The sequence below is a fragment of the Paraglaciecola arctica BSs20135 genome, from assembly GCF_000314995.1.
GTDB classification, from domain to species: domain Bacteria; phylum Pseudomonadota; class Gammaproteobacteria; order Enterobacterales; family Alteromonadaceae; genus Paraglaciecola; species Paraglaciecola arctica.
In genome coordinates this window covers 90,622-113,990 of the sequence record NZ_BAEO01000012.1, presented here as the reverse complement: position 1 = coordinate 113,990, position 23,369 = coordinate 90,622, and the positions used below count along the sequence as shown (strand labels likewise).

General features: G+C 42.3%; 18 protein-coding genes, 1 pseudogene and 1 riboswitch. Of the genes and pseudogenes, 7 read left to right on the top strand and 12 right to left on the bottom strand.

Features of this window, described 5'->3' with window-relative positions; translation table 11 throughout:
- Nucleotides 1-30: 30 nt before the first annotated feature.
- Genes thiH through thiC form a run of 6 tightly spaced genes read right to left on the bottom strand, consistent with a single transcriptional unit; the run spans nucleotide 31 to nucleotide 6,503 of the window.
- Nucleotides 31-1,164, bottom strand: coding sequence for a 2-iminoacetate synthase ThiH (gene thiH, locus GARC_RS04795; RefSeq protein WP_007617339.1), 1,134 nt, complete (start codon nucleotides 1,162-1,164; stop codon nucleotides 31-33).
- The gene (locus tag GARC_RS04790) at nucleotides 1,161-1,937 is read right to left on the bottom strand and encodes a thiazole synthase (protein WP_007617338.1); all 777 of its coding nucleotides are present in this window, start codon (nucleotides 1,935-1,937) and stop codon (nucleotides 1,161-1,163) included. The genes thiH and GARC_RS04790 overlap by 4 nt, the downstream gene beginning before the upstream one ends.
- A gap of 4 nt (nucleotides 1,938-1,941) precedes the next feature.
- Nucleotides 1,942-2,142 (bottom strand): sulfur carrier protein ThiS, encoded by a 201-nt coding sequence (gene thiS / locus GARC_RS04785; RefSeq protein WP_007617337.1) that lies wholly within the window; start codon nucleotides 2,140-2,142, stop codon nucleotides 1,942-1,944.
- Nucleotides 2,132-2,914, bottom strand: a complete 783-nt coding sequence (locus GARC_RS04780; RefSeq protein ID WP_007617336.1) for a HesA/MoeB/ThiF family protein — start codon at nucleotides 2,912-2,914, stop codon at nucleotides 2,132-2,134. Before GARC_RS04780 ends, thiS begins: the two co-directional genes overlap by 11 nt.
- Nucleotides 2,911-4,518: a thiamine phosphate synthase gene (thiE, locus tag GARC_RS04775; RefSeq protein ID WP_007617335.1), complete on the bottom strand. Its 1,608-nt coding sequence runs from the start codon at nucleotides 4,516-4,518 to the stop codon at nucleotides 2,911-2,913. Before thiE ends, GARC_RS04780 begins: the two co-directional genes overlap by 4 nt.
- Nucleotides 4,518-6,503 (bottom strand): phosphomethylpyrimidine synthase ThiC, encoded by a 1,986-nt coding sequence (thiC, locus tag GARC_RS04770; RefSeq protein WP_007617334.1) that lies wholly within the window; start codon nucleotides 6,501-6,503, stop codon nucleotides 4,518-4,520. Before thiC ends, thiE begins: the two co-directional genes overlap by 1 nt.
- Before the next feature lie 133 nt (nucleotides 6,504-6,636).
- Nucleotides 6,637-6,738, bottom strand: a riboswitch (TPP riboswitch).
- 402 nt (nucleotides 6,739-7,140) lie between these two features.
- Here thiC and GARC_RS04765 point away from each other — a divergent pair.
- A complete protein-coding gene (locus tag GARC_RS04765; protein ID WP_007617333.1) occupies nucleotides 7,141-7,734 on the top strand; it encodes a PEP-CTERM sorting domain-containing protein in 594 nt (197 codons plus the stop codon).
- 139 nt (nucleotides 7,735-7,873) lie between these two features.
- On the opposite strand, the pseudogene GARC_RS27165 reads toward GARC_RS04765, so the two are convergent.
- Together GARC_RS27165 and GARC_RS04760 are read right to left on the bottom strand one after the other, a co-directional pair.
- Nucleotides 7,874-8,038, bottom strand: a pseudogene (locus GARC_RS27165) (pyrophosphohydrolase domain-containing protein); the annotation flags it as partial.
- Nucleotides 8,039-8,494: 456 nt separating this feature from the next.
- Entirely contained in the window at nucleotides 8,495-10,090 is a 1,596-nt protein-coding gene (locus tag GARC_RS04760; protein ID WP_007617331.1) for a class I adenylate-forming enzyme family protein, read from the bottom strand.
- Between the two features lie 515 nt (nucleotides 10,091-10,605).
- On the opposite strand from GARC_RS04760, the gene GARC_RS04755 reads away from it, so the two are divergent.
- Together GARC_RS04755 and GARC_RS04750 are read left to right on the top strand one after the other, a co-directional pair.
- A complete protein-coding gene (locus tag GARC_RS04755) occupies nucleotides 10,606-11,208 on the top strand; it encodes a TetR/AcrR family transcriptional regulator (RefSeq protein ID WP_007617329.1) in 603 nt (200 codons plus the stop codon).
- 225 nt (nucleotides 11,209-11,433) lie between these two features.
- Nucleotides 11,434-12,582, top strand: coding sequence for an acyl-CoA dehydrogenase family protein (locus GARC_RS04750; RefSeq protein WP_007617326.1), 1,149 nt, complete (start codon nucleotides 11,434-11,436; stop codon nucleotides 12,580-12,582).
- 1 nt (nucleotide 12,583) lies between these two features.
- Here the strand turns inward: GARC_RS04750 and GARC_RS04745 are convergent, their stop codons facing one another.
- Both GARC_RS04745 and GARC_RS04740 read right to left on the bottom strand, forming a co-directional pair.
- Nucleotides 12,584-14,098, bottom strand: coding sequence for a YifB family Mg chelatase-like AAA ATPase (locus GARC_RS04745; protein ID WP_007617324.1), 1,515 nt, complete (start codon nucleotides 14,096-14,098; stop codon nucleotides 12,584-12,586).
- Nucleotides 14,099-14,161: 63 nt separating this feature from the next.
- Nucleotides 14,162-14,791 carry a trimeric intracellular cation channel family protein gene (locus GARC_RS04740; protein ID WP_007617322.1) on the bottom strand — a complete coding sequence of 210 codons (630 nt, stop codon included), beginning with the start codon at nucleotides 14,789-14,791 and terminating at the stop codon, nucleotides 14,162-14,164.
- A gap of 369 nt (nucleotides 14,792-15,160) precedes the next feature.
- Here GARC_RS04740 and ilvD point away from each other — a divergent pair, with 369 nt between their 5' ends.
- Genes ilvD through GARC_RS04725 form a run of 3 tightly spaced genes read left to right on the top strand, consistent with a single transcriptional unit; the run spans nucleotide 15,161 to nucleotide 19,496 of the window.
- Nucleotides 15,161-17,008 (top strand): dihydroxy-acid dehydratase, encoded by a 1,848-nt coding sequence (ilvD, locus tag GARC_RS04735; protein ID WP_007617319.1) that lies wholly within the window; start codon nucleotides 15,161-15,163, stop codon nucleotides 17,006-17,008.
- Entirely contained in the window at nucleotides 17,009-18,559 is a 1,551-nt protein-coding gene (ilvA, locus tag GARC_RS04730) for a threonine ammonia-lyase, biosynthetic (RefSeq protein ID WP_007617317.1), read from the top strand.
- Between the two features lie 16 nt (nucleotides 18,560-18,575).
- Nucleotides 18,576-19,496 (top strand): glutaminase, encoded by a 921-nt coding sequence (locus GARC_RS04725; protein WP_007617315.1) that lies wholly within the window; start codon nucleotides 18,576-18,578, stop codon nucleotides 19,494-19,496.
- Nucleotides 19,497-19,629: 133 nt separating this feature from the next.
- Here the strand turns inward: GARC_RS04725 and plsB are convergent, their stop codons facing one another.
- Both plsB and GARC_RS04715 read right to left on the bottom strand, forming a co-directional pair.
- Complete coding sequence (gene plsB, locus GARC_RS04720; RefSeq protein ID WP_007617314.1) at nucleotides 19,630-22,065, bottom strand: glycerol-3-phosphate 1-O-acyltransferase PlsB; 2,436 nt, start codon at nucleotides 22,063-22,065, stop codon at nucleotides 19,630-19,632.
- Nucleotides 22,066-22,211: 146 nt separating this feature from the next.
- Complete coding sequence (locus GARC_RS04715) at nucleotides 22,212-22,682, bottom strand: hypothetical protein (RefSeq protein WP_007617312.1); 471 nt, start codon at nucleotides 22,680-22,682, stop codon at nucleotides 22,212-22,214.
- Between the two features lie 99 nt (nucleotides 22,683-22,781).
- On the opposite strand from GARC_RS04715, the gene GARC_RS04710 reads away from it, so the two are divergent.
- Nucleotides 22,782-23,309 (top strand): TetR/AcrR family transcriptional regulator, encoded by a 528-nt coding sequence (locus tag GARC_RS04710; protein ID WP_007617310.1) that lies wholly within the window; start codon nucleotides 22,782-22,784, stop codon nucleotides 23,307-23,309.
- The last annotated feature ends 60 nt before the right edge of the window (nucleotides 23,310-23,369 follow it).

The following is a 23,369-nucleotide window of genomic DNA, read 5'->3' as shown; positions in this document are numbered from 1 at the left end:
CTGAGCCATCTCAATTAAGTATGTTTGGTATTAATTTTTAGCCGAATAAGCAGGCTCCCAATCTTTCCATACCACTTCGAAACCGGCTTCTTTTACCACTTCTGCCATTTGTGCTGGACTGCGTTCATCGTCAATTTCAAATTGCGCTAGTGCCAGGGTTTGGTCGGCATATCCTCCTGGTTGGGTTTTTGAACCGGCACTGATTTGGGTGACGCCTAAACCCAGTAAGTTGTTTCTTAGTGTGGCGGGTTCGCGGGTAGATAATACAATATCGATTTGTGGGTTAAATAGTCGAAATACGGCAATGAGTTGTAATAGCTGGCCGTCAGTTGGTAAATGCTCAGGCACAATCCCCCCTGTACATGGGCGCAGACGTGGGAATGCCACCGATAAACGACTTTGCCAATAATGCTTCTGCAGATAATCTACATGCATGGCTAACTTAAGGCAGTCTAAGCGCCAGCTGCTTAATCCCAACAAACAACCCACACCAATCTTATCCATGCCGGCTTGGCCTAATCTATCTGGGGTTTCTAAGCGCCAGCGAAAGTCAGTTTTGTTGCCTTTAAGATGGTGTTGTTGATAGGTTTTTTGCTCATAACATTCTTGGTAGACCAACACGCTGTCGACACCTAAAGCTCGAAGTGTTTGATATTGCTGGGTGGATAAAGGTTGTACTTCTAACATCACATAACTGAAATGTTGCTTAATAATAGGTAACACAGAAGCAAAATAGTCCATGCCGACTTTTTGCTCGTGTTCACCTGTGACCAGTAAAATTGTATCGAACCCCAAGGCTTTAATTGCAAGGCATTCAGCTTCTACCTGCTGAGGCGTGAGGGTCAGGCGTTTGATTCTATTGCTCATGGAAAAACCGCAGTAACTACAATCGTTGGCGCACAAGTTGGATAAATATAAAGGGACAAAAAATCCCATAGTATGCCCAAAACGTTGACGAGTTACGGCTTGTGACTGCTGCGCTAAAGGTTCTAGATATTTTTCTGCGGCAGCAGACAACAACACTGGCATATCTTTTAAGGTTATCTTGGGTTGACCCAATAATCGCTCAACATCCGTTGTTTGCACCTCGTCTAATTGTTGTTGCAGTTGCTTATCGTTTATTTCTGCCCATTGGTGATAAAAGCTCTGGTCGAGGTAATTCACGTTGAAACTCCAGATAAAAAACCAGTTAATGGACTGCTAGCTTGGCTGTGTATACTTTTAGCACCTAGACCTGCCTGATAAGCTGTAAAGCCAGCTTCCACTGCTTGTTTAAAGGCCTTGCCCATACTGATTGGATTAGGTGACACGGCCAAAGCTGTGTTCACTAACACCGCATCAGCGCCCATTTCCATTGCTAAAGTGGCGTGGGACGGCGCGCCTATACCTGCATCAACGATAACTGGCACCATAGCTTGTTCAATAATAATCTCTAACATCGAACGGGTGGTAAGGCCTTGGTTAGAGCCAATGGCTGCGCCTAAAGGCATGACCGCAGCACAGCCTACTTGTTCTAAACGTTTACACAAAACAGGGTCGGCGCTGCAGTAGGGTAATACCACAAAACCTAAAGCGCAGAGTTGTTCGGCAGCGAGCAGGGTTTCAATAGGATCAGGCATTAAGTACTTGGGGTCGGGATGAATTTCTAATTTGACCCATTGGGTACCTAAGGCTTCGCGGCCTAATTGGGCGGCAAATATGGCTTCTTTAGCCGTGCGTGCTCCAGAGGTATTAGGTAATAACTGCACCCCAAGTGGTTTTAGATGGCTTAAGATATTGTCATTTTTTTGTTGTAGATCGGTGCGTTTTAACGCCACAGTTACCAATTCACTGCCGCTTGCTTTGATGGTCTTGGCCATGATTTCAGCACTTGAAAATTTACCGGTACCGGTCAATAACCGTGAATGAAATACTTTATCAGCAATCTGTAAGGTCATAAGTTTATCCTCCTGCTATAGCTTGAAATAAAGTGATTTCATCATGCTCACTTAATGTTGTTGATGCCCAACTTGAGTGAGGTATGACAGTGTCGTTAATTGCTGCAGCTAAACCCGTTTCAGATATTTGATATTTATCTAGCAAGATTTGCAAAGTGAAGCTTGACTCGATCTCAACAATTTCATTATTTAATTTAATACGCATCTTTGCTCCTTAAAGGTTTGCCGGCACAAACGGGGCAGTTTGGATCTACTGTGAGTGCTAAATTTTGCCATTGCATGTCTATGGCATTGAATCTATGCAACTTAGCTTCTTGGTGTAGCGATCCTATTTGACTGAGATATTTAATAGCTTGTAAAGCCTGCATACTGCCAATGACTCCTACTAATGGGCCCATCACACCGTCTTGTAGACAACTACTCTGATCGTCAGGAGTAGAATGGTAGATGCATTGATAACAAGGTGAATTTACTGTCATGGGGAGAGTCAGCAATTGGCCTTTAAAACCAATAGCTGCGCCACTGATAAGCGGACGTTGTAAGTTCACACAAGCCTGATTGATCAATAAACGAGTATGGATGTTGTCAGTACAATCCAGTACTAAATCAACATTACTTACCAGACTAAAAACATTATCAGCCGTGACCTTCTCTCTCACCACTTGATAACTCACATCGGGAGCCATGGCATGTAAGTTAATTGCGCCCTGTTGTGCTTTATTGCGGCCAATCTGGTGTTCTTGATATAAAATTTGACGATGTAGATTACTGCGTTCAACCGTATCAAAATCGACAATGACTAAACTGCCAACCCCCGCTGCAGCCAGATACATAGCGGCTGGGCAACCTAATCCGCCCATTCCAATAATTAACACATGTGCCTGTTTTAGGCGTAACTGACCATTTTCGCCTAATTCTGGCAGTAACATTTGCCGTGCGTAACGTAACTGCTCTGGCTGGGAAAGTGCGACGTTCATGGCTGACCCTCCCCAACAGAATCATTAGCCGTTGGCAGTAATTTTTTGAGTAGTGTGTGGGTTACCGATTGCCAATTGGGTGCTTGTAAAATAGCAGACACCATGGCGATACCGTCAACCGAAGTTTGTTGCACAGCGTCCACTCTTTGTTCTGAAATACCACCAATAGCCACAGTCGGCATACCTTCACATAAACCCACATAGCGCTTTAGGTTATCTAGACCTTGTGGGTTAGACGGCATCTCTTTGGTTTGGGTTGGAAAGATATGTCCAAGGGCGATGTATGAAGGTTTGAGCTGTTTGGCTATGAGCAACTCATGATATCCGTGAGTGGAAATACCCAAACGTAAACCCGCTATTTTTATCGCCTGCAAATCTGCTAGGGCGAGATCTTCTTGCCCTAAATGTACACCATAGGCTTGGTATTTAATTGCCAGGTGCCAGTAGTCATTGATAAACACTTGTGCCTGATAGCGCCGGCCCAAGATCACGGCTTCACTAACTTGAGTTTCTAAGTCAGCTGCTGCGGGATTTTTAATACGTAATTGTATTGTTTTGACTCCCGCTTGTAATAACCGGCTTAACCATTTCACATCTGGTACCACAGGGTATAAAGCCAACCACTGCTTGTTGCAGGGTAAAAATCCTGTTTGCTGATGTTTAGGCGTTGAGTTGTCGATAGTGCTGATATCCGGAAAATCAGCCACCTGCTCAGGCCATCCACCATGTGCTACAGGTCCAGTACCTTGGCCTAAAGGATAGGCTAATCTAATACCTTGATTGACATAGGCCTTGGCTAGAACAAGAGCATCGTCTAATTGATATCCCTTGGCTATTGCTGCACTGATAGCTGATGATAGTGTGCACCCAGTGCCATGTGTATGCGGGGTGTTTCGACGCATAGAGCTCATACTAAATGCGTGCCCAGCGCCGTAATATCTATCGATAGCATACTGGCTATTGCCGTGGCCGCCTTTGACTAATATGCCTTTACAGCCTTGGTTGAGTAAATATTCTGCCGCTGTTTTTTGTGCGTCTACATCGCCACCGTTAGTTAACTCGCCACAGGCACTGCTAGTTAAACAAGCTAACTCCACTAGATTTGGGGTCAGTAAGTCCACTAACGGCAAAAGTGTATTTTTGATTGCAGCAGTGACATCTTCCCCAGCCATTACGTCGCCTGTTGAAGCAACTTGAACAGGATCTAAAACAACAAAGGGACGGGGTTGTGTAGCAGAACAGGTAGCGGTAAAGCTTAATATTAAGGTGGTTAAAGTGTTAACTTGGGCAACAGATGCTAACAAACCGATCTTTATAACAGCTGGTGGTATGTCTTCTCGCAGGCTGGCAAATTGCTGAGTAAAACTCTGCTCAGACACTACGTCAATGTGACTCACCTTTAGACTATTTTGTGCCGTGACAGCAGTGATCACTGTAGCGGCATGTACACCAAAGTCATGGGCTGTTTTAATATCTGCCTGTATGCCCGCGCCACCACTGCTGTCACTGCCCGCCACCGACCAAATGACGGGCGGTGGCCTGTGTTTAGTATGAGTGTCGCTTAAGTGGTCCATTGATACAGGTTTATTAATGGGTGAGCCCACTAAATCTTTTCCTTTTCAAGCACTTGGTCGGCACGGTGATATAATTCACTGCCTTTTTCCTTAAACACTTGCGACATGTTTTGCATGCCTTGGTCTATATCTTTTTGACTGGTGTGTACGGCTTGAGTATTGCCTTGCATATCCACCATTTTTATGGCGATTTTTTCTTGGTTTTCTAGGTTGGCTGCATAAGCTCTGACTTCTTCCGTTATTTTCATAGAGCAGAATTTAGGTCCACACATAGAGCAAAAATGCGCCACTTTGCCAGATTCTTGAGGAATGGTTTGATCGTGATAGTCCCGAGCGGTTTCAGGATCAAGAGATAAGTTAAATTGGTCTTCCCAGCGAAATTCAAAGCGGGCTTTTGATAAAGCGTTATCCCTGATCTGCGCACCGGGATGGCCTTTGGCTAAGTCGGCAGCATGGGCAGCAATTTTGTAAGTGATTAGCCCTTCTTTTACGTCTTCTTTTTCTGGTAAACCTAAGTGTTCTTTGGGAGTGACATAACACAACATGGCACAACCAAACCAACCAATCATGGCTGCCCCAATACCAGAGGTGAAATGATCATAACCAGGAGCAATATCAGTGGTCAGTGGGCCTAAAGTATAAAATGGCGCTTCGTGGCAGTGCTCCAATTCTTCGGTCATATTCCTTTTGATCATATGCATTGGCACATGTCCTGGACCTTCTATCATCACTTGAACATCGTATTCCCAAGCGATTTTGGTTAGCTCACCCAAGGTGTGTAATTCGGCAAATTGTGCTTCATCATTGGCATCTGCAATGGAGCCCGGACGTAAGCCGTCACCCAAACTAAGGCTGATATCGTAACGGGCGCATAGTTGGCAGATTTCTCTAAAGCGCAGGTATAAAAAACTTTCTTGATGGTGAGATAAACACCATTTAGCCATGATAGAGCCGCCACGAGACACAATGCCGGTGACACGTTTTGCTGTCATAGGTACATAACGCAGCAATACACCCGCATGAATAGTGAAATAATCCACACCTTGTTCTGCTTGCTCGACTAAGGTGTCGTAGAACACTTGCCAGTTGAGATCTTCAGCAATGCCGTTGACTTTTTCCAGTGCTTGGTAAATAGGTACTGTGCCAATAGGCACCGGAGAATTTCGAATGATCCACTCACGGGTTTCGTGAATGTTACGGCCAGTGGATAAATCCATTATGGTGTCTGCGCCCCAGCGGGTAGACCATAATAGTTTCTCTACTTCTTCCTCGATAGACGAAGTTACCGCCGAGTTACCAATATTAGCGTTAATTTTAACTAAAAAATTACGCCCAATGATCATAGGTTCGCTTTCGGGGTGATTGATATTCGCTGGAATTATTGCTCGACCTTGGGCCACTTCTTGACGCACAAATTCTGGCGTAATTTGTTCTGGCAGGTTAGCGCCAAAAGATTCTCCGGGGTGTTGTTGCAGTAATATCTCGTCAGTTATGCGTTGACGGCCCATGTTTTCGCGAATGGCAATATATTCCATTTCTTTGGTGATAATACCGCGACGGGCATAATGCATTTGACTGACACACTGCCCTTCTTTAGATATTTTAGGTAAAGGTCGGTGCTCAAAACGCAGTTCATCTAAGGTGTCGTCAGATAATCGTTGTTGGGTGTAATTGGCATTTGAACTCGTTAAAGTTTGGCAATCCTGACGTTCATCTATCCACGCACTGCGTAATTTTGGTAAACCCTTATTCACATCAATGCTGATGGTTGGATCGGTATAAGGACCAGAAGTATCATAAACTGGGATAGGTTCATTTTTGGCGAAGTCAGGGGTGTCCTTACTGCCGCCAATAATGGAGTCACCTAAGGATATTTCTCGCATACCAACATGTACATCACCTTCTGGATTAGAAAGATAAATACGGGTTGAGTTGGGGTAAGACTGGTGTTGTAAATTAGCAATAAATGCTTGGGCTTGTTCTCGACGTTGACGGCGAGTTAATTGAGTAGACATAGCAAAATCTCGTTAGTTAAGAGGATATTTGCTTGTCAGAAGTGTTGTGTAACCCAATTTATTCGCACTCTAGATGACCAATTCACCTAGGGGCTTTAAGTTTAATATATAACAAATAAAGTTAACTATTAAACTATGGGTTACTTTTGTTTCCTACGCAGGTGTTAGCCTGATCAGGTTCAACGGATCCCGTATAATAACGGTCTCAGCCTCGAGGGCACTCCGACAAGTAGCCAGCAGTGTAAACTTTCTGGATAAAACTACAAGCCCAAAACACAAGGAAGTTTGGGGAACACCCAAGTTGAGAATGAGTTATTTGCAAGGGTTATAAAGCATCGGCTTTGTTTTTTTCGCTGTGGGATAAGACATAGCTTAACCGCTACATTTATGTGCTGCGCGCACTAAGAAAATAAGTAGTTAGTTACTAGAATGCCTAGCTATGGGCAAATAAGGCTTTTTGAGGTAATCACTTTGATGTTAAGTAATCTTTTTGTCACTCTGAATGTCAGATAATTTTACACTAGCGTTAACTATAAAATCTATTCCCTAGTTAAGTTATTGATATTGATGGTTATTGTGTGGTTGGCGTGATTTATGCTTTTATTTGATTTCAATCATCAATAAGTAGGAATACTCAATGTTTAACATCTATTCATGCAATGCTTTTCGTTCACTGTTAAAGGCAACCATTTTGGTGTGTAGTATAGCCTTACCTTTTGCTGCCTCAGCCGGATTTATCAGTATCAATGGCTCTACTTTAGGTGATCCCACTTGGAATCGTCTTATTGCTGGCAATCCTCCTACAGGGGTCTCTGGAGTTGGAACTGCAGTTGCCTATGACGTTATTTTATTTCAAGTCGATGTAAGCACCACTTACGATTTTTTATCTACAGCAAATAATCCAGCTAGTTGGGATAATTATCTCTTCCTTTATCAAGATTCTTTCGATTCTTTAAATCAATTAACTAACGTGATTATTGGCAACGATGATTTTCCTGTTATAGGATTATCTGGATTTAATGGCGTGGCTTTGTCAGCAGGGGTAAACTATTATGTTGTTACTTCTGGGTTTGGAAATACTGACGCTGGGGATTTTACACTCAATATATCAAGCAACTTAGGAACCGCATTTATTCCAAATGTGAACGCTGTATCAGCACCCTCCACCCTCGCAATTTTTGGGTTAGCCTTATTTGGAACTGGCATGCTACGTCGTCGTAAAAACGTTTAACCTCCATGTAAATAAAGAAAAAGTATGTTTAAGCCCCTTAGTTAAGGGGCTTTTTGTATATAGGTAAGAATATCTCGCATAACTTGATATTGGTTTAAAAAGCCTATTGTTTCCTTCCTAATTGGGATCACCGCTATCGCTATTTTTTATGATGCCGGCGTAATACCCCAACCACATCACTTAAACTCAAGTCACTGGCTTGCAGTAAACCAATCAAGTGATACAACAAATTGGCTGATTCGTTTTTAAGTTATTCTAAACCTTTTACCGTGGCGGCCAGCGCAGTTTCAAAGTTTTCTGCACCAGAGCAATTAGCAAATTAGTGAGACAGTCATCATAATAAAATTAAGCTGTTACGCCTAGCTTCAAGGTTTAAGTGCATAACCCCTAAGCAGCTATAGCCACCATGTGTTCAGCCATTAATTTGGCTGAATCTAGTTTCTTTCTTGGCCTATCATTGAGATTGACTATTACAGGTCTGGTTTTCTATTGGCATTGGATAAGCGACAAGGGAAAAAATGTGGAGTTAGTCCACTGTCTCTATCGCTAAATATAAAAATATCGAACCTCACAACGAATAACAAAGAGGTTTTATAAAATAGACAAGTTAATTTTCAACTGCTCCCTGAGTCCAAATGCGTTTTTTAGTTCCTTCGGGAGCTGGTGTTGTTTACAAAAAAGAGCCAATGAGCCGGCTATACAAGTTTTGTTTCGTGAGCTATTCAAAAAATGAAAGGGGCTGTAAGCCCCTAGCATAGACTTAACTTTTAGCGTCTTTGAATATATCGCTATATTGATGACGCAATTCTACTTTACGAATTTTTCCCGTACTTGTCATTGGTAACGTTTGGCATATAAAAATGGCCTTAGGTATTTCGAATTTACCTAGATGATCCTTGCAGTGTTGCTCTATTTCGGACACATTCAGTTCAACATCAGGAGTTGCAATGATACAGGCACAAACTGCTTCGCTCCAATGGGGATGGCTTACACCAAAAGCGGCGGCTTGCATGACACCTTCAAAGGATTCCAAAATTTGTTCAACCTTCTGAGATGATACATTTTCACCACCGGATTTAATGGTGTCTTTTTTACGGTCTATAAATAACAATTGACCTTCATTATCGATTAAACCTAGGTCACCACTGTGGTGCCAGCCAAACTGACTGGCTTGTGCCGAAGCTTCTGGGTTCTTGAAATAGCCACTCATCGCTTGAGCGCCACGCCATACAATCTCACCAACCTCTCCTTGTGGAAGTTCATTGCCGTGTTCGTCGATAATGGCTTGATCTACAGTGCAAACAGGCACTCCCCAATAATTACCTTCGTCGAATTCAGTCGAACTTTTATCGCGATATAAACAAGCTGAAGGGGCAAATTCAGTTTGTCCGCTACCTAAATGCATAAGGCATCCAAAGACTTCTCTGACTCGATTTAAAATTTGAACATCCATTGATGCCATAGCGTAGATACCCGTTTTAAAGTGACGAAAGTCACGTCTTTCGATATCAGGTGTGGCCAGTAAGGCATTCCACATCATCGGAAGAAACCCAGCAGTGTCTACTTTTTCCTGTTCAATGCTGTCAAGAATCGACATTGGGTCGAAAGCCCCGTGGATCACAACGCAACCACTTCGCAATAAGGTTGGGAACATGACAGACAGTGCGGCGCAATGAAACAATGGCAAAACTACCAATAATCTATTTTGTTTGGCGACTTCCAACTCAATGCTGAAGGTCAGTGCTGCTAACATTAGGGCAAGGTGGGAGGATTCTACCGCCTTAGGTCTCGAGGTTGTGCCCGAAGTGTAAATCAAGTGTGCGGTATCACGATCTTTAATGATACGGTCTTCAATTTCACTCTCGCTTTGGCCGGTAATTAATTCGTCTAAGGAATAATCTGCGTCGCCGTTATCTGCCCCGATTTGAGTGGTAAACCTAATGTTGGCGTTGCCTTTGATACAGGGTAAAACCAGCTCAGCAAAAGTATTTTCGTAGACTATCGCGACGCTCTCACTATGTTCAAAATTGTAACGGATGTCATCGGCACTTTGCATAAAGTTTATGGGAACAACAACTACACCAAGTTTATAACAAGCAAAATATACAATAACCATATCGCTTCGATTACTCGAAATTAAAGCAAGCTTGTCACCTTGTTTAAGGCCCTTTGAAATAAAACCATGGGCCAGTTGGTTGACCCGACTGTTTAGTTCACCGTAGCTTATTTCTCGGCGCTGGCCTTTATGAAAATCTATTAGGGCGGGCAGATGCGCACTGTCTCGACTACGACGTCGCAATAGATCACCCATTGCCACACGTTCAATTAGATTTTGTTCTAGTACTGAGCTTTTCATTATTGCCTCCTTAAAGGTTGATACACAGTTATCAACAACTTGCTTGAGATAATTATTGTTTATTCCTGTTCATCAACACTTGTTGGGGCAACCAAAGCTAACCGTTATTTTGATTTCACTTGGGCACTAGTATCGACATTGATTGATTCAAGGAGCCTTTGGTATTCGCTTCAATTACATGTTCCAGCATCATAACTTCAATGATAATTCTGCTGTCATTCCTTCCCTTGAATATTGATAATCTCTAAAAATAAATAACACACTCCACCAAAGCAAGCGCTTGGTTTTTGGTTTCTACAATAAACAAGCGAGTGATTGGTTGTCAATGCACTCGTTTAAAATTATTGTGGATATTGAGCTTGCCCACATCATTTATGGCCCCTACTTCGCCGCTCTAGCGCTTTGGGCGTGGCTGGCGCTTGTTGTTGAGGTTAGTTATAATGCGCTGGATTTTAAGTTGATATTCCTCGTTGCTGGGGTGGTCGATTGGTACGGACTAACATTAGGAATAAACAATGCTTATACCTCAGCTAGTAAGCGAAGGTTTACTCACAGAGCCCAACTCCGCAAAGGGGCGACTATTGGCTGCCTCTGCCGCATTGTTTAAGCAAAAAGGCTTTTCGCGAACAACTGTAAGAGATATTGCCGCTGAGGTAGGGATACTATCGGGTAGTATATTTCATCATTTCGCGAATAAGGAAAGTATCCTACGCACTATTATGCTTGAGGCGATTTACCTTGTTTTAGCTCGTATGAAATTGACGATTGCTGATCTAGATAGTTGCGAAGATAAGATGCGTGCTTTGCTGCGATGTGAATTGGAAGCTATCCATGGCTTAAATGGCATTGGTTTTACCTTGTTATCGGCTGAATGGCGATTTTTGAGCGACGAGAGTCAATCCGAAATCCTCAAGCTGCGTGGCGAATATGAGGCATTTCATCGAAATATCTATACCGAAGCCAAGTCCCTTGGTCATATTAACGTTGAACCGTTTTTTATACGGCATTTTGTACGGGGTGCCTTAATTGAAACTGCTAATTGGTATCACTTACATGGTGACTTACCCCTCGAAGGGCTGGTAGAGCAAATCTATCTAACAACTGCGGTGAAGTGGTGAATTCGCTGTTTGTGTAACCGACTTAAAATACTTTGTTTGTTTTAAATCAGTCATCGCTAAATCTATTTAAATTACCCCTTCTATTACTTTTTGACCGAATACATCAAAATACCAAGCGCTTGCTTGGTATGGTAAGTTGCTTCATAATTGTACACACCTTTAAAAACTCACCCAATTCATCACTTATCATTCAAGCATGTAAAAATAAAAACAGGGCATAACATAATGACGAATAATATTAGCTACTTTAACGATACACATGAACAAGTTAGAAATAGCATCGAAAAATTCTTTGCTAAAGAAATCACCCCTTTTATCGATGAATGGGAGGAGGCGTGTGAGTTTCCTAGAGAAATTTATACTAAAGCGGGTGAGTTAGGTTTTTTAGGTATAGGTTACCCTGAAGAATTTGGCGGCTCGGGTGAAGGCGATATTTTTATGAAAATAGCCTCCAATGAAGCGATGATGAAAAGCACTTCTGGTGGATTAGTGGCGAGTTTAGGCTCTATTGATATTGGATTACCGCCTATTGTGATTTGGGGCTCCGATGAACTTAAAGAAAAAGTGATCCCTGAAGTTATTCGCGGGGAAAAAATATGTGCGCTGGCGATCACCGAACCCAACGCTGGCTCCGATGTGGCTAATATTCGTACTCGCGCGGTTAAAGAAGGTGATAATTATCGGGTCAATGGTAGTAAAATGTTTATTACCAGTGGTGTGCGCGCAGACTATTACACTGTTGCGGTTCGAACAGGTGGCGATGGATATAGTGGAATAAGCCTTCTGCTAATTGAAAAAGGTACGCCTGGATTTACTGTAGGCAAAAAGCTTAAAAAAATGGGCTGGCATGCTAGTGATACGGCCGAGCTGTTTTTTGAAGATTGCCTTGTTCCTGTCAGCAACTTAATTGGTTCTGAAAATGATGGTTTTCGATGTATTGCCACCAATTTTATGAGGGAACGATTATCTTTATGTGTGATGGCTTACATGACAGCGCAGCTCGCCCTAGACGAAGCCTTAAACTATGTTAAACAACGGGAAGCATTCGGCCGCCCTATCGGTAAATATCAAGTCATTCGCCACAAGTTGGTCGATATGGCGACTGAGGTAGAAATCGCCAGAGAGTTTACCTACAGTGTTGCCGCTAAAATTCAGGCTAAACAAACCCCAATCAAAGAAATTGCAATGGCTAAGAACTTTGCTACTGACGTGGCTGAAAAAACAACACGAGAAGCGGTGCAGATATTTGGAGGCATGGGATACATGCAGGGAACTATTGTCGAGCGACTATATCGTGATGCAAAAATCCTTTCAATTGGCGGTGGTACCACCGAAATCATGAAAGAAATGATTGCCAAACAAATGCAGCTTTAAACTAATTATTAGTTAGTTGTGCCAACATCCGGTCGAATGCCCTGTAATTAAGGGCCTCGGCTAAATGTTGTCGGTTAATGTCTAAACTATGTGCCAAGTCAGCTATGGTGCGCGCCACTTTGAGTACCCTGTGGTAGGTGCGTAAAGACAATCCCAATTTTTCTACTGCTTGTTGTAGAAATAGCTGTTCTGCTTTTTCTAATTTGCAATATTTCTCAACCTCTTTACTACCCAGCTGCGCATTGGTTTTTCCGCAGCGTTTTAGTTGTAAAAGGTGGGCTTGAATAACTCTTTCTCGCACGATTTTACTACTTTCACCACGACTTTTCACCTGTTCTGAAAAGTCATTACTGGGTAGTTTAGGCACATCTACTTGTAAATCTATACGGTCTAAAAATGGACCTGAGATACGGTTGAGGTAACGTAAAATTTGTTCACAACTGCTGCGCCCATCATTCAAACTACCGGTTGGACTAGGATTCATTGCCGCGACTAATTGGAATCTTGCAGGAAATTGGGCTTGTCTAGCGGCTCTGGAAATACTGACTGAGCCGGACTCTAATGGTTCACGTAAAACATCTAAAACTTTACGGTCAAATTCCGGGAGTTCATCCAAAAATAATACCCCATTGTGAGCCAAAGAAATTTCACCTGGTCTTGGTATACTGCCCCCTCCCACCAAAGCAACTGCTGAGCTGGTGTGATGAGGATGTCGAAAAGCTCGTTGTTTCCAAGTCGCAGGATCTACGGGTTTGCCCACAATCGAATGAATAGCCGCTGATGCTAAAGCTTCTTCATCTGTCATGGGGGGAAGAATAGTAATAAGCCTGCTGGCCAACATAGTTTTACCTGTGCCGGGTGGCCCGGTAAACAACAAATTATGGCCACCAGCAGCGGCAATCTCCAATGCACGTTTACCAGCGGCCTGACCCACAACATCCTGTAGATCATTTTCATAGGAAGCATGTTTTTCTATAGACAGTGCTTGGTATAGAGCAAGTGTTTGTTGTCCAGCAATATGATGGAATACATCTAATAATTGATTGGCCGGTACAATTTTGGCGTGTTTAATTAACGACGCCTCAGCTGCGTTGTCGACGGGTAATATTGCTATTCGGTTGGCTTGCGAGCAGGCGTAAGTAAAGGGTAAGGCACCTGTTATTGAGCGTATCTCTCCAGATAAAGCAAGCTCCCCCACTAGTTCAATATTTTCTAGCTGATTACTGGTGAGTTGGTTACTTGCTGCGATAATACCTATGGCAATGGCTAAATCGAAACGTCCGCCCTCTTTGGGCAAGTCTGCAGGCGCTAAATTGACTGTGATACGTTTAGCGGGAAACTCAAAACCAGAGTTGATTAAAGCACTGCGTACCCTGTCTTTGGCTTCGCGAACAGAAGCTTCTGGTAAGCCAACTAGGTTAAAGCAGGGAAGGCCGTTAGATAAGTGCACTTCAACAGTAATGAGCGGTGCATCAATACCTACGCTAGCTCTTGAATAAACGACTGCTAAAGACATCAAGCAACTCCATTTGCGAACAAGGTGAGTTTTAAGGCTAGCTAATCATCTGAAAATTGCGAGTTATTCATCCTTAACTGAATCATGGGGATTAAATACAGGGAGATGCCAATTCCATTTCATCGCGCCTAAACGACAGAATAAGGTGATGCAGAAGCCTATAGCCATGCAACTCACAGTGCTCAAACCTAGTTGTAAGCCTAATATGTAACTTGCTCCGCCTAAAACACAGGCGGTGGCATATAGTTCACCTTTTAAAACCATTGGGATTTCTCTACAAATCACGTCTCTGATTAATCCTCCAAATACACCCGTCATAGTGCCTAATGCAACGGCGATAAGAGGATTTGCGCCGTAAGTTAGGGCTTTCTGCAATCCCATTACATTAAAAAACGCCAAACCAATAGCATCGGCAAAAAACAGATAACGTAATGGGAAGGTGTCTTTGCTTCGTAGCCAAATGATAGTGGAAAAAGCCGCGACAATAATCACATAGAAAAAACTTGGGTCTTGTACCCAAAAAACTGGTAAATCCAAAATCATGTCGCGCAGTGTTCCGCCACCAACAGCAGTAACCGATGCGAGCACTACCACCCCAAAACCATCCATGTGTTTTTTGTAAGCCATCAATGTGCCTGCTATGGCAAATACTCCTACCCCTGCTAAATCTACCCAATGTAACCAAGTTTCCATATGCCCCCTAAAGTGTTTGTTTGTTGATCCGAGAATGATAATAATGATCTATGTTGAGTATATAACCCTCTAAAAAGGCATATAGCAATGCTTGATCAAAATATCTCCTTCATGCTATTTCTATAGTCAGTGATGATATACATAAACTTGTAATGTGATGCCCTATTCTTTTTTGCACACTTTTTTGCTCAAAGCGGTAACTACACATCTAGCCCAAGGGCCAGTGATTATTTTATTGCGGGGATAGTGCTAACGTCGAGTTAGAATACTAAACCCCTCGCACGAAAGTTCGAGGGGTTTTTTGTTAAGAGCACTTTTGCCTTAACAGTTAAATTAATCAATTTAGATAATTAATAAAGAGTACATACCATGCCAAAGTTACGATCAGCCACCAGCACCCAAGGACGCAATATGGCGGGTGCCAGAGCCCTATGGCGTGCCACAGGCATGAAAGACGGGGATTTTGGTAAGCCAATTATTGCTGTATCCAATTCCTTTACTCAATTTGTGCCAGGGCATGTGCATCTAAAAGATATGGGCCAGCTAGTTGCCCGTAGCATTGAAGCGGCCGGTGGCGTAGCGAAAGAATTTAATACTATAGCAGTGGATGATGGTATTGCTATGGGCCACAGTGGCATGTTGTATAGCTTGCCATCTCGGGAAATTATTGCGGATTCTGTTGAATACATGGTTAATGCTCATTGCGCCGACGCCATAGTATGTATTTCCAACTGTGACAAAATCACTCCTGGCATGTTGATGGCTTCTATGCGCTTGAACGTACCTGTCATTTTTGTCTCTGGTGGACCAATGGAAGCCGGCAAAACCAAGCTGTCTGATCAGATTATCAAACTGGATTTAGTTGATGCTATGGTCGCCGGAGTTGATGACAATGTCAGCGACAAAGATAGTGAGCAAGTCGAACGTTCTGCCTGCCCAACTTGTGGTTCATGTTCAGGCATGTTTACCGCTAATTCAATGAACTGTTTGACTGAAGCCTTAGGCTTGTCTTTACCAGGTAATGGTTCAATGTTAGCGACCCATGCAGACCGTGAAGGGTTATTCAAACAAGCTGGCTCTCAAATCGTAGAGTTATGTCGTCGTTATTACCAAGAAAATGACGAGTCGGTATTGCCTCGTAATATCGCTAACTTTAAAGCCTTTGAAAACGCTATGACCTTAGACATTGCTATGGGTGGTTCTACTAATACGATATTGCATTTAATAGCAGCCGCTGTTGAAGGTGAAATACCTTTTACTTTGGACGATATTGATAGGTTATCTCGTAAGGTGCCGCATTTATGTAAAGTAGCGCCTTCGACCCCTGAATATCATATGGAAGATGTGCATAGAGCGGGCGGTGTTTTAGGTATTTTAGCCGAGATAAACCGTGCTGGGCTATTACACGCTGATTCTCCCCACGTATTAGGTAAAAGCCTAGGTGAAGTGATAGCCGAGTGGGATATTACTAACCCCGCCAATGAGCACGCCCTAGAATTTTATAAGGCTGGCCCTGCTGGTATTCGTACTACCAAAGCCTTTAGCCAAAATTGCCGTTATCCAACTGCCGATACAGATCGTGTAAATGGTTGTATTCGTAACCGAGCCAATGCTTTTAGTGAGGAAGGCGGCTTAGCGGTGTTATTTGGTAATATTGCCGAAAATGGTTGTATTGTTAAAACTGCAGGCGTTGACGAGTCTATTCATAAGTTCACTGGCCGTGCACGTATTTATGAAAGTCAAGATGAAGCCGTTAAAGCTATCTTGGACGATCAAGTGATTGCAGGCGACGTAGTTGTTATTCGTTACGAAGGCCCTAAAGGTGGCCCAGGTATGCAAGAAATGCTTTACCCTACCACCTACCTTAAAGCCAAAGGATTAGGCAAGCAGTGTGCGTTAATTACTGATGGTCGTTTTTCCGGTGGTACCTCTGGTCTGTCTATTGGTCATTGTGCACCTGAAGCAGCTAGTGGTGGCGGTATTGGTTTAGTTGAAGAAGGCGACACTATCCTAATAGATATCCCAAATCGTAAGATTGGTATTGATATTAGTGACGCTGACTTATTAGTCAGACGTGAGAACATGGATAATAGTGCTAGACCTTGGAAACCAGTATCTCGTGTGCGTAAAGTTTCACTTGCCCTTAAAGCTTATGCCTTGTTAGCCACTAGTGCTGATAAAGGTGCGGTGCGAGATGCATCGAAATTGGAAGATTAAATGACCCGTTCAGCCAATGATTATCTAAAGAGTATATTGTTATCGCCCGTTTATGACGTGGCGGTGAATTCTGATCTTCAAAAGTTAGACAAGCTGTCTGCTTCTTTAGGTAACGAAATTTGGTTGAAACGAGAAGACCAACAACCTGTTAAGTCTTTTAAGTTGCGCGGCGCTTATAACAAGCTTAGCCAATTGTCTGACGAACAACTCGCCAAAGGCGTGGTGGCATCTTCGGCAGGTAATCATGCCCAAGGTGTTGCCTATTCGGCCAGAAAAAAAGGCATACATGCAACAATAGTGATGCCTGACACTGCACCTGACATTAAAGTTGAAGCGGTTCGTGAATTTGGTGGCGAGTTTGTTACTGTAGTGTTGCATGGCTCCAACTTTGACCAAGCAAAAGATGAAGCGTTACGCCTGTCTAAAGAGCAGGGCTATACTATGGTTTCGCCTTTTGATGACGAGGACGTCATTGCTGGGCAAGGCACAATCGGCCGAGAGTTGCTGGAACAAAATCCTGATTTGGATACCTTGTTTATTGCAGTTGGTGGTGGTGGTTTAATTTCCGGCATATCGGTATTTCTCAAACAGCTCAAACCTGAGCTAAAAATCATCGCTGTAGAGTCTGATGAATCCGCTTGTTTACAGGCGGCAATGGCAGCTGGTAAACCTGTACCTCTTGATCATGTGGGGATTTTCGCAGATGGTGTAGCGGTTAAAATTATTGGTGAAGAACCTTTTCGTTTATGCCAACAATATGTAGATGAAGTGATCACAGTCAACACAGACGAAATTTGTGCCGCGATTAAAGATATATTCGACGATACTCGTGTGATTGCTGAGCCCGCTGGCGCTTTGTCGGTTGCAGGAATTCGTAAATATCTTAAAAGCAATCCAATGCAAGGCAAAAAGATTGGCGGTATTTTATGTGGCGCTAATATTAATTTTCATACTTTGCGTTATGTCTCTGAGCGCTGTGAGTTAGGCGAACAAAAAGAAGCGGTAATTGCCGTTAAAATACCTGAGCGTACCGGTGCATTTAGAGATTTTTGTGCAATGTTAGGTGGGCGAGCTATCACCGAATTTAATTATCGTTATTCCACAGATCGCGAGGCGCATATTTTTGTGGGAATTAAATTAAAACAAGGTCGTGCAGAATTGCTGCAACTGACTGACTCCCTCAGTAGTAAAGGCTACAAAAGTTTTGATTTATCCGAAAATGAAATGGCTAAATTGCATGTGCGCTATATGGTGGGTGGCAGACCTCCTAGCTTACTTAATGAAAAGTTATTTTCCTTTGAGTTTCCAGAGCATCCCGGTGCCTTAATGAAATTTTTGGATACCTTGGGTGAAAGATGGAATATCACTCTATTCCATTATCGTAACCATGGTGCTGCTGAAGGTTTGGTACTTGCTGGGTTTGATATCGCAGATGCTGATCGTGGCGAATTTGATAAACACCTAGCTAAGTTAGGTTATCTCTACCAAGAACAAACTGATAATCCAGCCTACAAGTTTTTCTTGTCGGATTTGAATGGTGTATTTAAGTAATAGGCGCTTGCCAAAGATGCAAAAAATAGTCGATGAAATTGCTTCTCAGATGGCATCAAAAACTGATAAAGGCATAGTCGCAAGTTATATTCCTCAATTGGCATGTGTTGATCCTAAGCAGTTTGCCATCAGTGTTGCTTTACCTGATGGCTCGGTCTATAGCGCGGGTTGTGCATCAACCTTATTCTCAATTCAAAGCATTTCAAAAGTTTTCACCTTAACACTAGCTCTAGGAAAACTAGGTGAACGAGTTTGGAATAGAGTGGGCCGCGAACCCTCTGGCGACCCCTTTAATTCCATTGTTCAGCTTGAACATGAACACGGAAAACCACGTAATCCTTTTGTTAATGCAGGGGCTATCGCTATAGCTGATGCCATTATACAAGGGCATCAGCCCAAAGAAATTTTGGCTGAAATACTGCAGTTCGTGCGATATTTAGCGGATGACGAAAGTATCGCCATAGACGAAAAAGTGGCGCGTTCAGAGGAGCTAACTGGCGATAGAAATGCGTCTTTGGCCCACTTTATGGCATCCTTTGGCCTCTTTCAAAATCCGGTGGATGCAGTGTTGGGCACCTATTTTCATCATTGCTCTATTGCAATGAATACTATTCAGCTTGCAACCGCTGGGTTATTTTTAGCAAACAATGGCCACAACCCCATCACAGGTTATCGGGTTGTGTCGTCCGATAGAGCAAAACGTATTAATTCTCTGATGTTAATGTGTGGTCACTATGATGGCTCTGGGGAATTTGCTTTTCGTGTTGGGTTACCGGGTAAAAGTGGCGTAGGTGGAGGCATACTCGCGATTGCGCCTGGTAAAGCTTCTATTGCGGTATGGTCCCCAGGTTTAGATACTATTGGCAACAGTAAACTTGGCACACAAGCCTTGGAATTGCTTACCCAAAAAACCGGTTGGTCGGTATTTGGGCAATAAAGTAGCTCAAATCAATGAAACAAGCTGCGTCAAACGCCTTTATGAAAAGGCACTTTAATGGCCAATTTATGAAATCTAGAGCGTTAATGAGAGCAACTTTTCACTAATATAAAAAGCTGCTCGATGGCTGATTTTAAATCTGTTGCAAGCGCTGTGCTATCTCAGGTTCAATCAAGTTAATGACGTCGGCTTTTAATAATACACTCTGTTCTGTGTGGTGCAGTTGCCCATTGTCATCTGCTTCAATCAAGGCGTTTTCCTTTAACGCGTTAATAAAAGTAGCTAGCACATTTTTATCGAAAAACTCTGGTGAGTTGATGCCATGTAGCGCTGCTAATCTTTCGGCAAATTGAGCACTTTTCTTTTCCAATACTGAGCGGCTGACTTGTTCTTGTCTGGATAATAAGGTGAGTACCACAGCATAACGATGCAGGGTTTCTTGAATACTGCGGTTTAGTAACCAAGCAGAATAAAACGTCTTACTAGTTGCTGAAGGTGGTTGAATTTTGGTTTTGTTCGTTTCTAATAGGCCCATTTCTAACATTTTACTAATTAAAGATTCGGTATATTCAGCCGCTTGCTCAACGCTCATGTAAATAAATAATTCACGCTTTAGCAAAGGGTATAGCTCGGCAACTAAATGCAAAATTTTACTCTTTGGCAAACCATTGTGAGCAAAAACTATTGCTGCGATTAGACCTGGAAGGGCGAACAAATGCAGAATATTATTGCGGTAATAGGTGAGGGTTACAGCATTTTGGTTTTTTAGTGAAATTATTTTACCGAAACTGTCCTCAGACACATTGAATTTATTCAGTTTGAGGGTGTTTTCCAATAACTTTTTACCGGATATTTTCGGTAAGGTAGCAAGTTCACTGTAGGGTGCCTCACTTAACAGTTCTAAAAAGTGCTCAATGGCCTGTTCCAATTCTGATTCAGCCATAGCATGTTTTTTGGCTGATAATAAACATATGGCGCATATTGCCATGCCACTAACGGCTGCGGTTTGATTTATTCTACCCATAACATCTGTAGCAAGGTTGTTCACAACCGGCGTCAGCCATTTGGGTTTTTTGTCACCACTATTTTTTTGCTCATCTCGCCAATTAGGTACTTGTTGGTCTAGGTAATTAGTTAAATTGATGGGCTCGCCAAAATTCAAAAAGCCATAACCGTAATTTTTAAGCTTTTTAATTGCCGAGAATATTTGGAAGAAAGACTCTTTTTTCTTACCAGTACCGTTGAGTTCTTTTAGGTAACTGGACACTTCCATCACATGTTCGTAACCAATATAAACCGGCACAATGCTAACAGGACGATTAATGCCTTTAACTAATGCCTGCAAGGTCATCGCTAACATGCCAGTTTTAGGTGGTAATAAACGCCCTGTTCTACTGCGTCCACCTTCAGGGAAATATTTAACCGAGTAACCCTTATTGAAAAGTAACTCCAAATATTCACGAAACACCGCTGAGTAGAGTTTGTTGCCTGCAAAGCTGCGGCGTAGATAAAATGCGCCAGCTTTACGTAATAGTCCGCCGACAGGACGAAAATTAAGGTTAATACCGGCTGCGATATGCGGTGTAACTAAACCTTGGTGATAAATCACATAGGTAAGTAATAAATAATCCATATGGCTGCGATGACAAGGTACATAGATAATCTCATGGCCATTTTGTGCCAAAGCTCTGACCTTATCTGCATGCCTAACTTCGATACCGTTGTAAATTTTATTCCAAATTTTGGTTAAAATTTTCTCGGCTAACCTAATCATGCCGGGTCGATAATCGGCGGCAATTTCATTGACGTATTTTTTTGCTTGTTGTTTAGCTTGTTGGTGATTTAATTTTTTGCTGCGGGCTTCCTCAACTATAGCTTTGCGTACTGATTTTGCCCCTAGAACAGTATTATATAATTGATGACGTTCAAGGATATTTGGGCCGGTTAAGGTTTGATGTCGGCGATAAAAGTGTGTGCCTGCTACGCGGATCAGTTTATGGGCAATTTCTTCATCACTGCCTTTTAACTGGATCATTTTCCTTGAAGATACGGCTTTGCTGTAACAGACAAAATTGTCTCTGCCTAAAAACAACACGATAAAAAATTTACGTAACCAACTAGGAGAGACTTGGTTAGCGATTACGTCTGTCCAACCTGAGGTGTTCTTACCTGGTGCTCTACCCCAGAGAATTGAAACTGGTACTATTTGAATATCAAGTTCTGGGTTTTCTCTGTGTAGACTAAATAATTTGGCGGCATCTTCCTGAATCGAAGTTCCTTTGGTTTTACGGTTTAATACTGAGCGAGGTTTCTGCAAAAATAAGCACGAAGAATGACGTTGATCGCCAATAGTTATATTTAATGTGGGTTTAGGTAATCCTAAGGCCACCGCAGACATTTTTAGCGCCAATTGATCTGTGATTGAACGGGTGCGCAATAAATAAACAATGGGACGAGTTTTATCTATGCCCAGCTCTGACTCAAGATCACTTGGGATGCTGTTTACTTTTACCAGCCATTTTACCGGCACTGTCACCATTGCTAACAGCAATTTATGCAGCCACAACATACTTTAAACCTTCAAATACCAAGACGCCGCAAGGATAACATTATGAACTGTATTTTGCTTTTGCTAAACGGTTAAATTTGCGTGGCAAAGATCCTAACTGATCCTTGGCCTATACAAAGCTTAGGTTAATTGAAATCAGTGCTGCTTTATTGGTTGTAATCCACCTGGGTCATTTTTCCAAGTGACACGGGAATTATCTTAAGCACATAAAATTCTCTTACATGGGAAGGATTGGACCACAAAACCTTATGCCCTTTAAACCTCTTAAAGATGTTTACTTTTTTCCGGAATCTTGACTGTTCTAGGTCATTTGCTGCTCTTCTGTCGCCAAACTCCACTAAAAGCCTAACCGCTGGTGGAGTGGCAAATTTACCTCTGATTAATGATTTCAACCAAAAAATAATAGAAGTGTTTACGACCAGAATACAACCATTAGGGTTTGCCGACTGAGCTTTCTTAACTGCAGTGCTGAACATTTCTAGATAGTAACCTTGCTGGGTGGATTCAAGATACACACTGCCGATTGGGGAGCAATGAGGAAGATTATCTTGAATAGTCGATATGGAACAATACAAACTATTTTTGACTAAGTTCTTAATATGTTTAAAAGCGATCATTGTATGGTTTCCTAATAAATACGCCCAAGCATACCTTGAGGTATGCTTGGGCGTAAATTAACATACCAATGGGTATGTGCCAAGTAAATGGAAAGTTGAATGATTCAGATACAAAAACAAAGATGGCTCAAAACGGGATTGATGACCTTAGATAGAAAGGGAGCAGATCATCTGAAAATTGTCGATTTATGTCAGCAGTTAGGCGTCACTAAAGGGGCGTTTTATCATTGGTTTCGTTCTAAAAAGGATTTTGATTTTGCATTATTGGAATATTGGGAAAATGCCTTTACTGAACAATTTATCCTATTGTCAGAGTCTGGTTCTAGCTCCAAAGAAAAGTTAGCCTTATTGGTACAGCGATGTATTGAAGGACTAAATAAAGAAAGTCGACTAGAAATAGAAATTAATATGTGGTCCAAACAAAATGTTGAAGTTGAAGAGTTTGTTTTACGGGTGTACCAACAACGTTTTGACTATGTGATGAAACTACTGAGTGATATCTACCCTTGTGCAATAGAAGCAAAGCGGCACTCACTACTTTTATATTGCTTACTAATCGGCTGCGATTTGTTTTTCAGAAAAATAAAGCCAGAAGAAGCCGAATTGATGTTTCGTGATTACATTTAACTTATTTTGTGTTTTTAATCTCAATCTCAATAAAGAAACTTACTTCTCGTTACACAAATT

What these genes read in the sequence shown, in the direction of transcription:
- GARC_RS04790 (WP_007617338.1), bottom strand. Translation starts at nt 1,937, where the DNA reads ATGACCTTACAGATTGCTGATAAAGTATTTCATTCACGGTTATTGACC.
- thiS (WP_007617337.1), bottom strand. Translation starts at nt 2,142, where the DNA reads ATGCGTATTAAATTAAATAATGAAATTGTTGAGATCGAGTCAAGCTTC.
- GARC_RS04780 (WP_007617336.1), bottom strand. Translation starts at nt 2,914, where the DNA reads ATGAACGTCGCACTTTCCCAGCCAGAGCAGTTACGTTACGCACGGCAA.
- thiC (WP_007617334.1), bottom strand. Translation starts at nt 6,503, where the DNA reads ATGTCTACTCAATTAACTCGCCGTCAACGTCGAGAACAAGCCCAAGCA.
- GARC_RS04765 (WP_007617333.1), top strand. Translation starts at nt 7,141, where the DNA reads ATGTTTAACATCTATTCATGCAATGCTTTTCGTTCACTGTTAAAGGCA.
- GARC_RS04760 (WP_007617331.1), bottom strand. Translation starts at nt 10,090, where the DNA reads ATGAAAAGCTCAGTACTAGAACAAAATCTAATTGAACGTGTGGCAATG.
- GARC_RS04755 (WP_007617329.1), top strand. Translation starts at nt 10,606, where the DNA reads ATGCTTATACCTCAGCTAGTAAGCGAAGGTTTACTCACAGAGCCCAAC.
- GARC_RS04750 (WP_007617326.1), top strand. Translation starts at nt 11,434, where the DNA reads ATGACGAATAATATTAGCTACTTTAACGATACACATGAACAAGTTAGA.
- GARC_RS04745 (WP_007617324.1), bottom strand. Translation starts at nt 14,098, where the DNA reads ATGTCTTTAGCAGTCGTTTATTCAAGAGCTAGCGTAGGTATTGATGCA.
- GARC_RS04740 (WP_007617322.1), bottom strand. Translation starts at nt 14,791, where the DNA reads ATGGAAACTTGGTTACATTGGGTAGATTTAGCAGGGGTAGGAGTATTT.
- ilvD (WP_007617319.1), top strand. Translation starts at nt 15,161, where the DNA reads ATGCCAAAGTTACGATCAGCCACCAGCACCCAAGGACGCAATATGGCG.
- ilvA (WP_007617317.1), top strand. Translation starts at nt 17,009, where the DNA reads ATGACCCGTTCAGCCAATGATTATCTAAAGAGTATATTGTTATCGCCC.
- GARC_RS04725 (WP_007617315.1), top strand. Translation starts at nt 18,576, where the DNA reads ATGCAAAAAATAGTCGATGAAATTGCTTCTCAGATGGCATCAAAAACT.
- plsB (WP_007617314.1), bottom strand. Translation starts at nt 22,065, where the DNA reads ATGTTGTGGCTGCATAAATTGCTGTTAGCAATGGTGACAGTGCCGGTA.
- GARC_RS04715 (WP_007617312.1), bottom strand. Translation starts at nt 22,682, where the DNA reads ATGATCGCTTTTAAACATATTAAGAACTTAGTCAAAAATAGTTTGTAT.
- GARC_RS04710 (WP_007617310.1), top strand. Translation starts at nt 22,782, where the DNA reads ATGATTCAGATACAAAAACAAAGATGGCTCAAAACGGGATTGATGACC.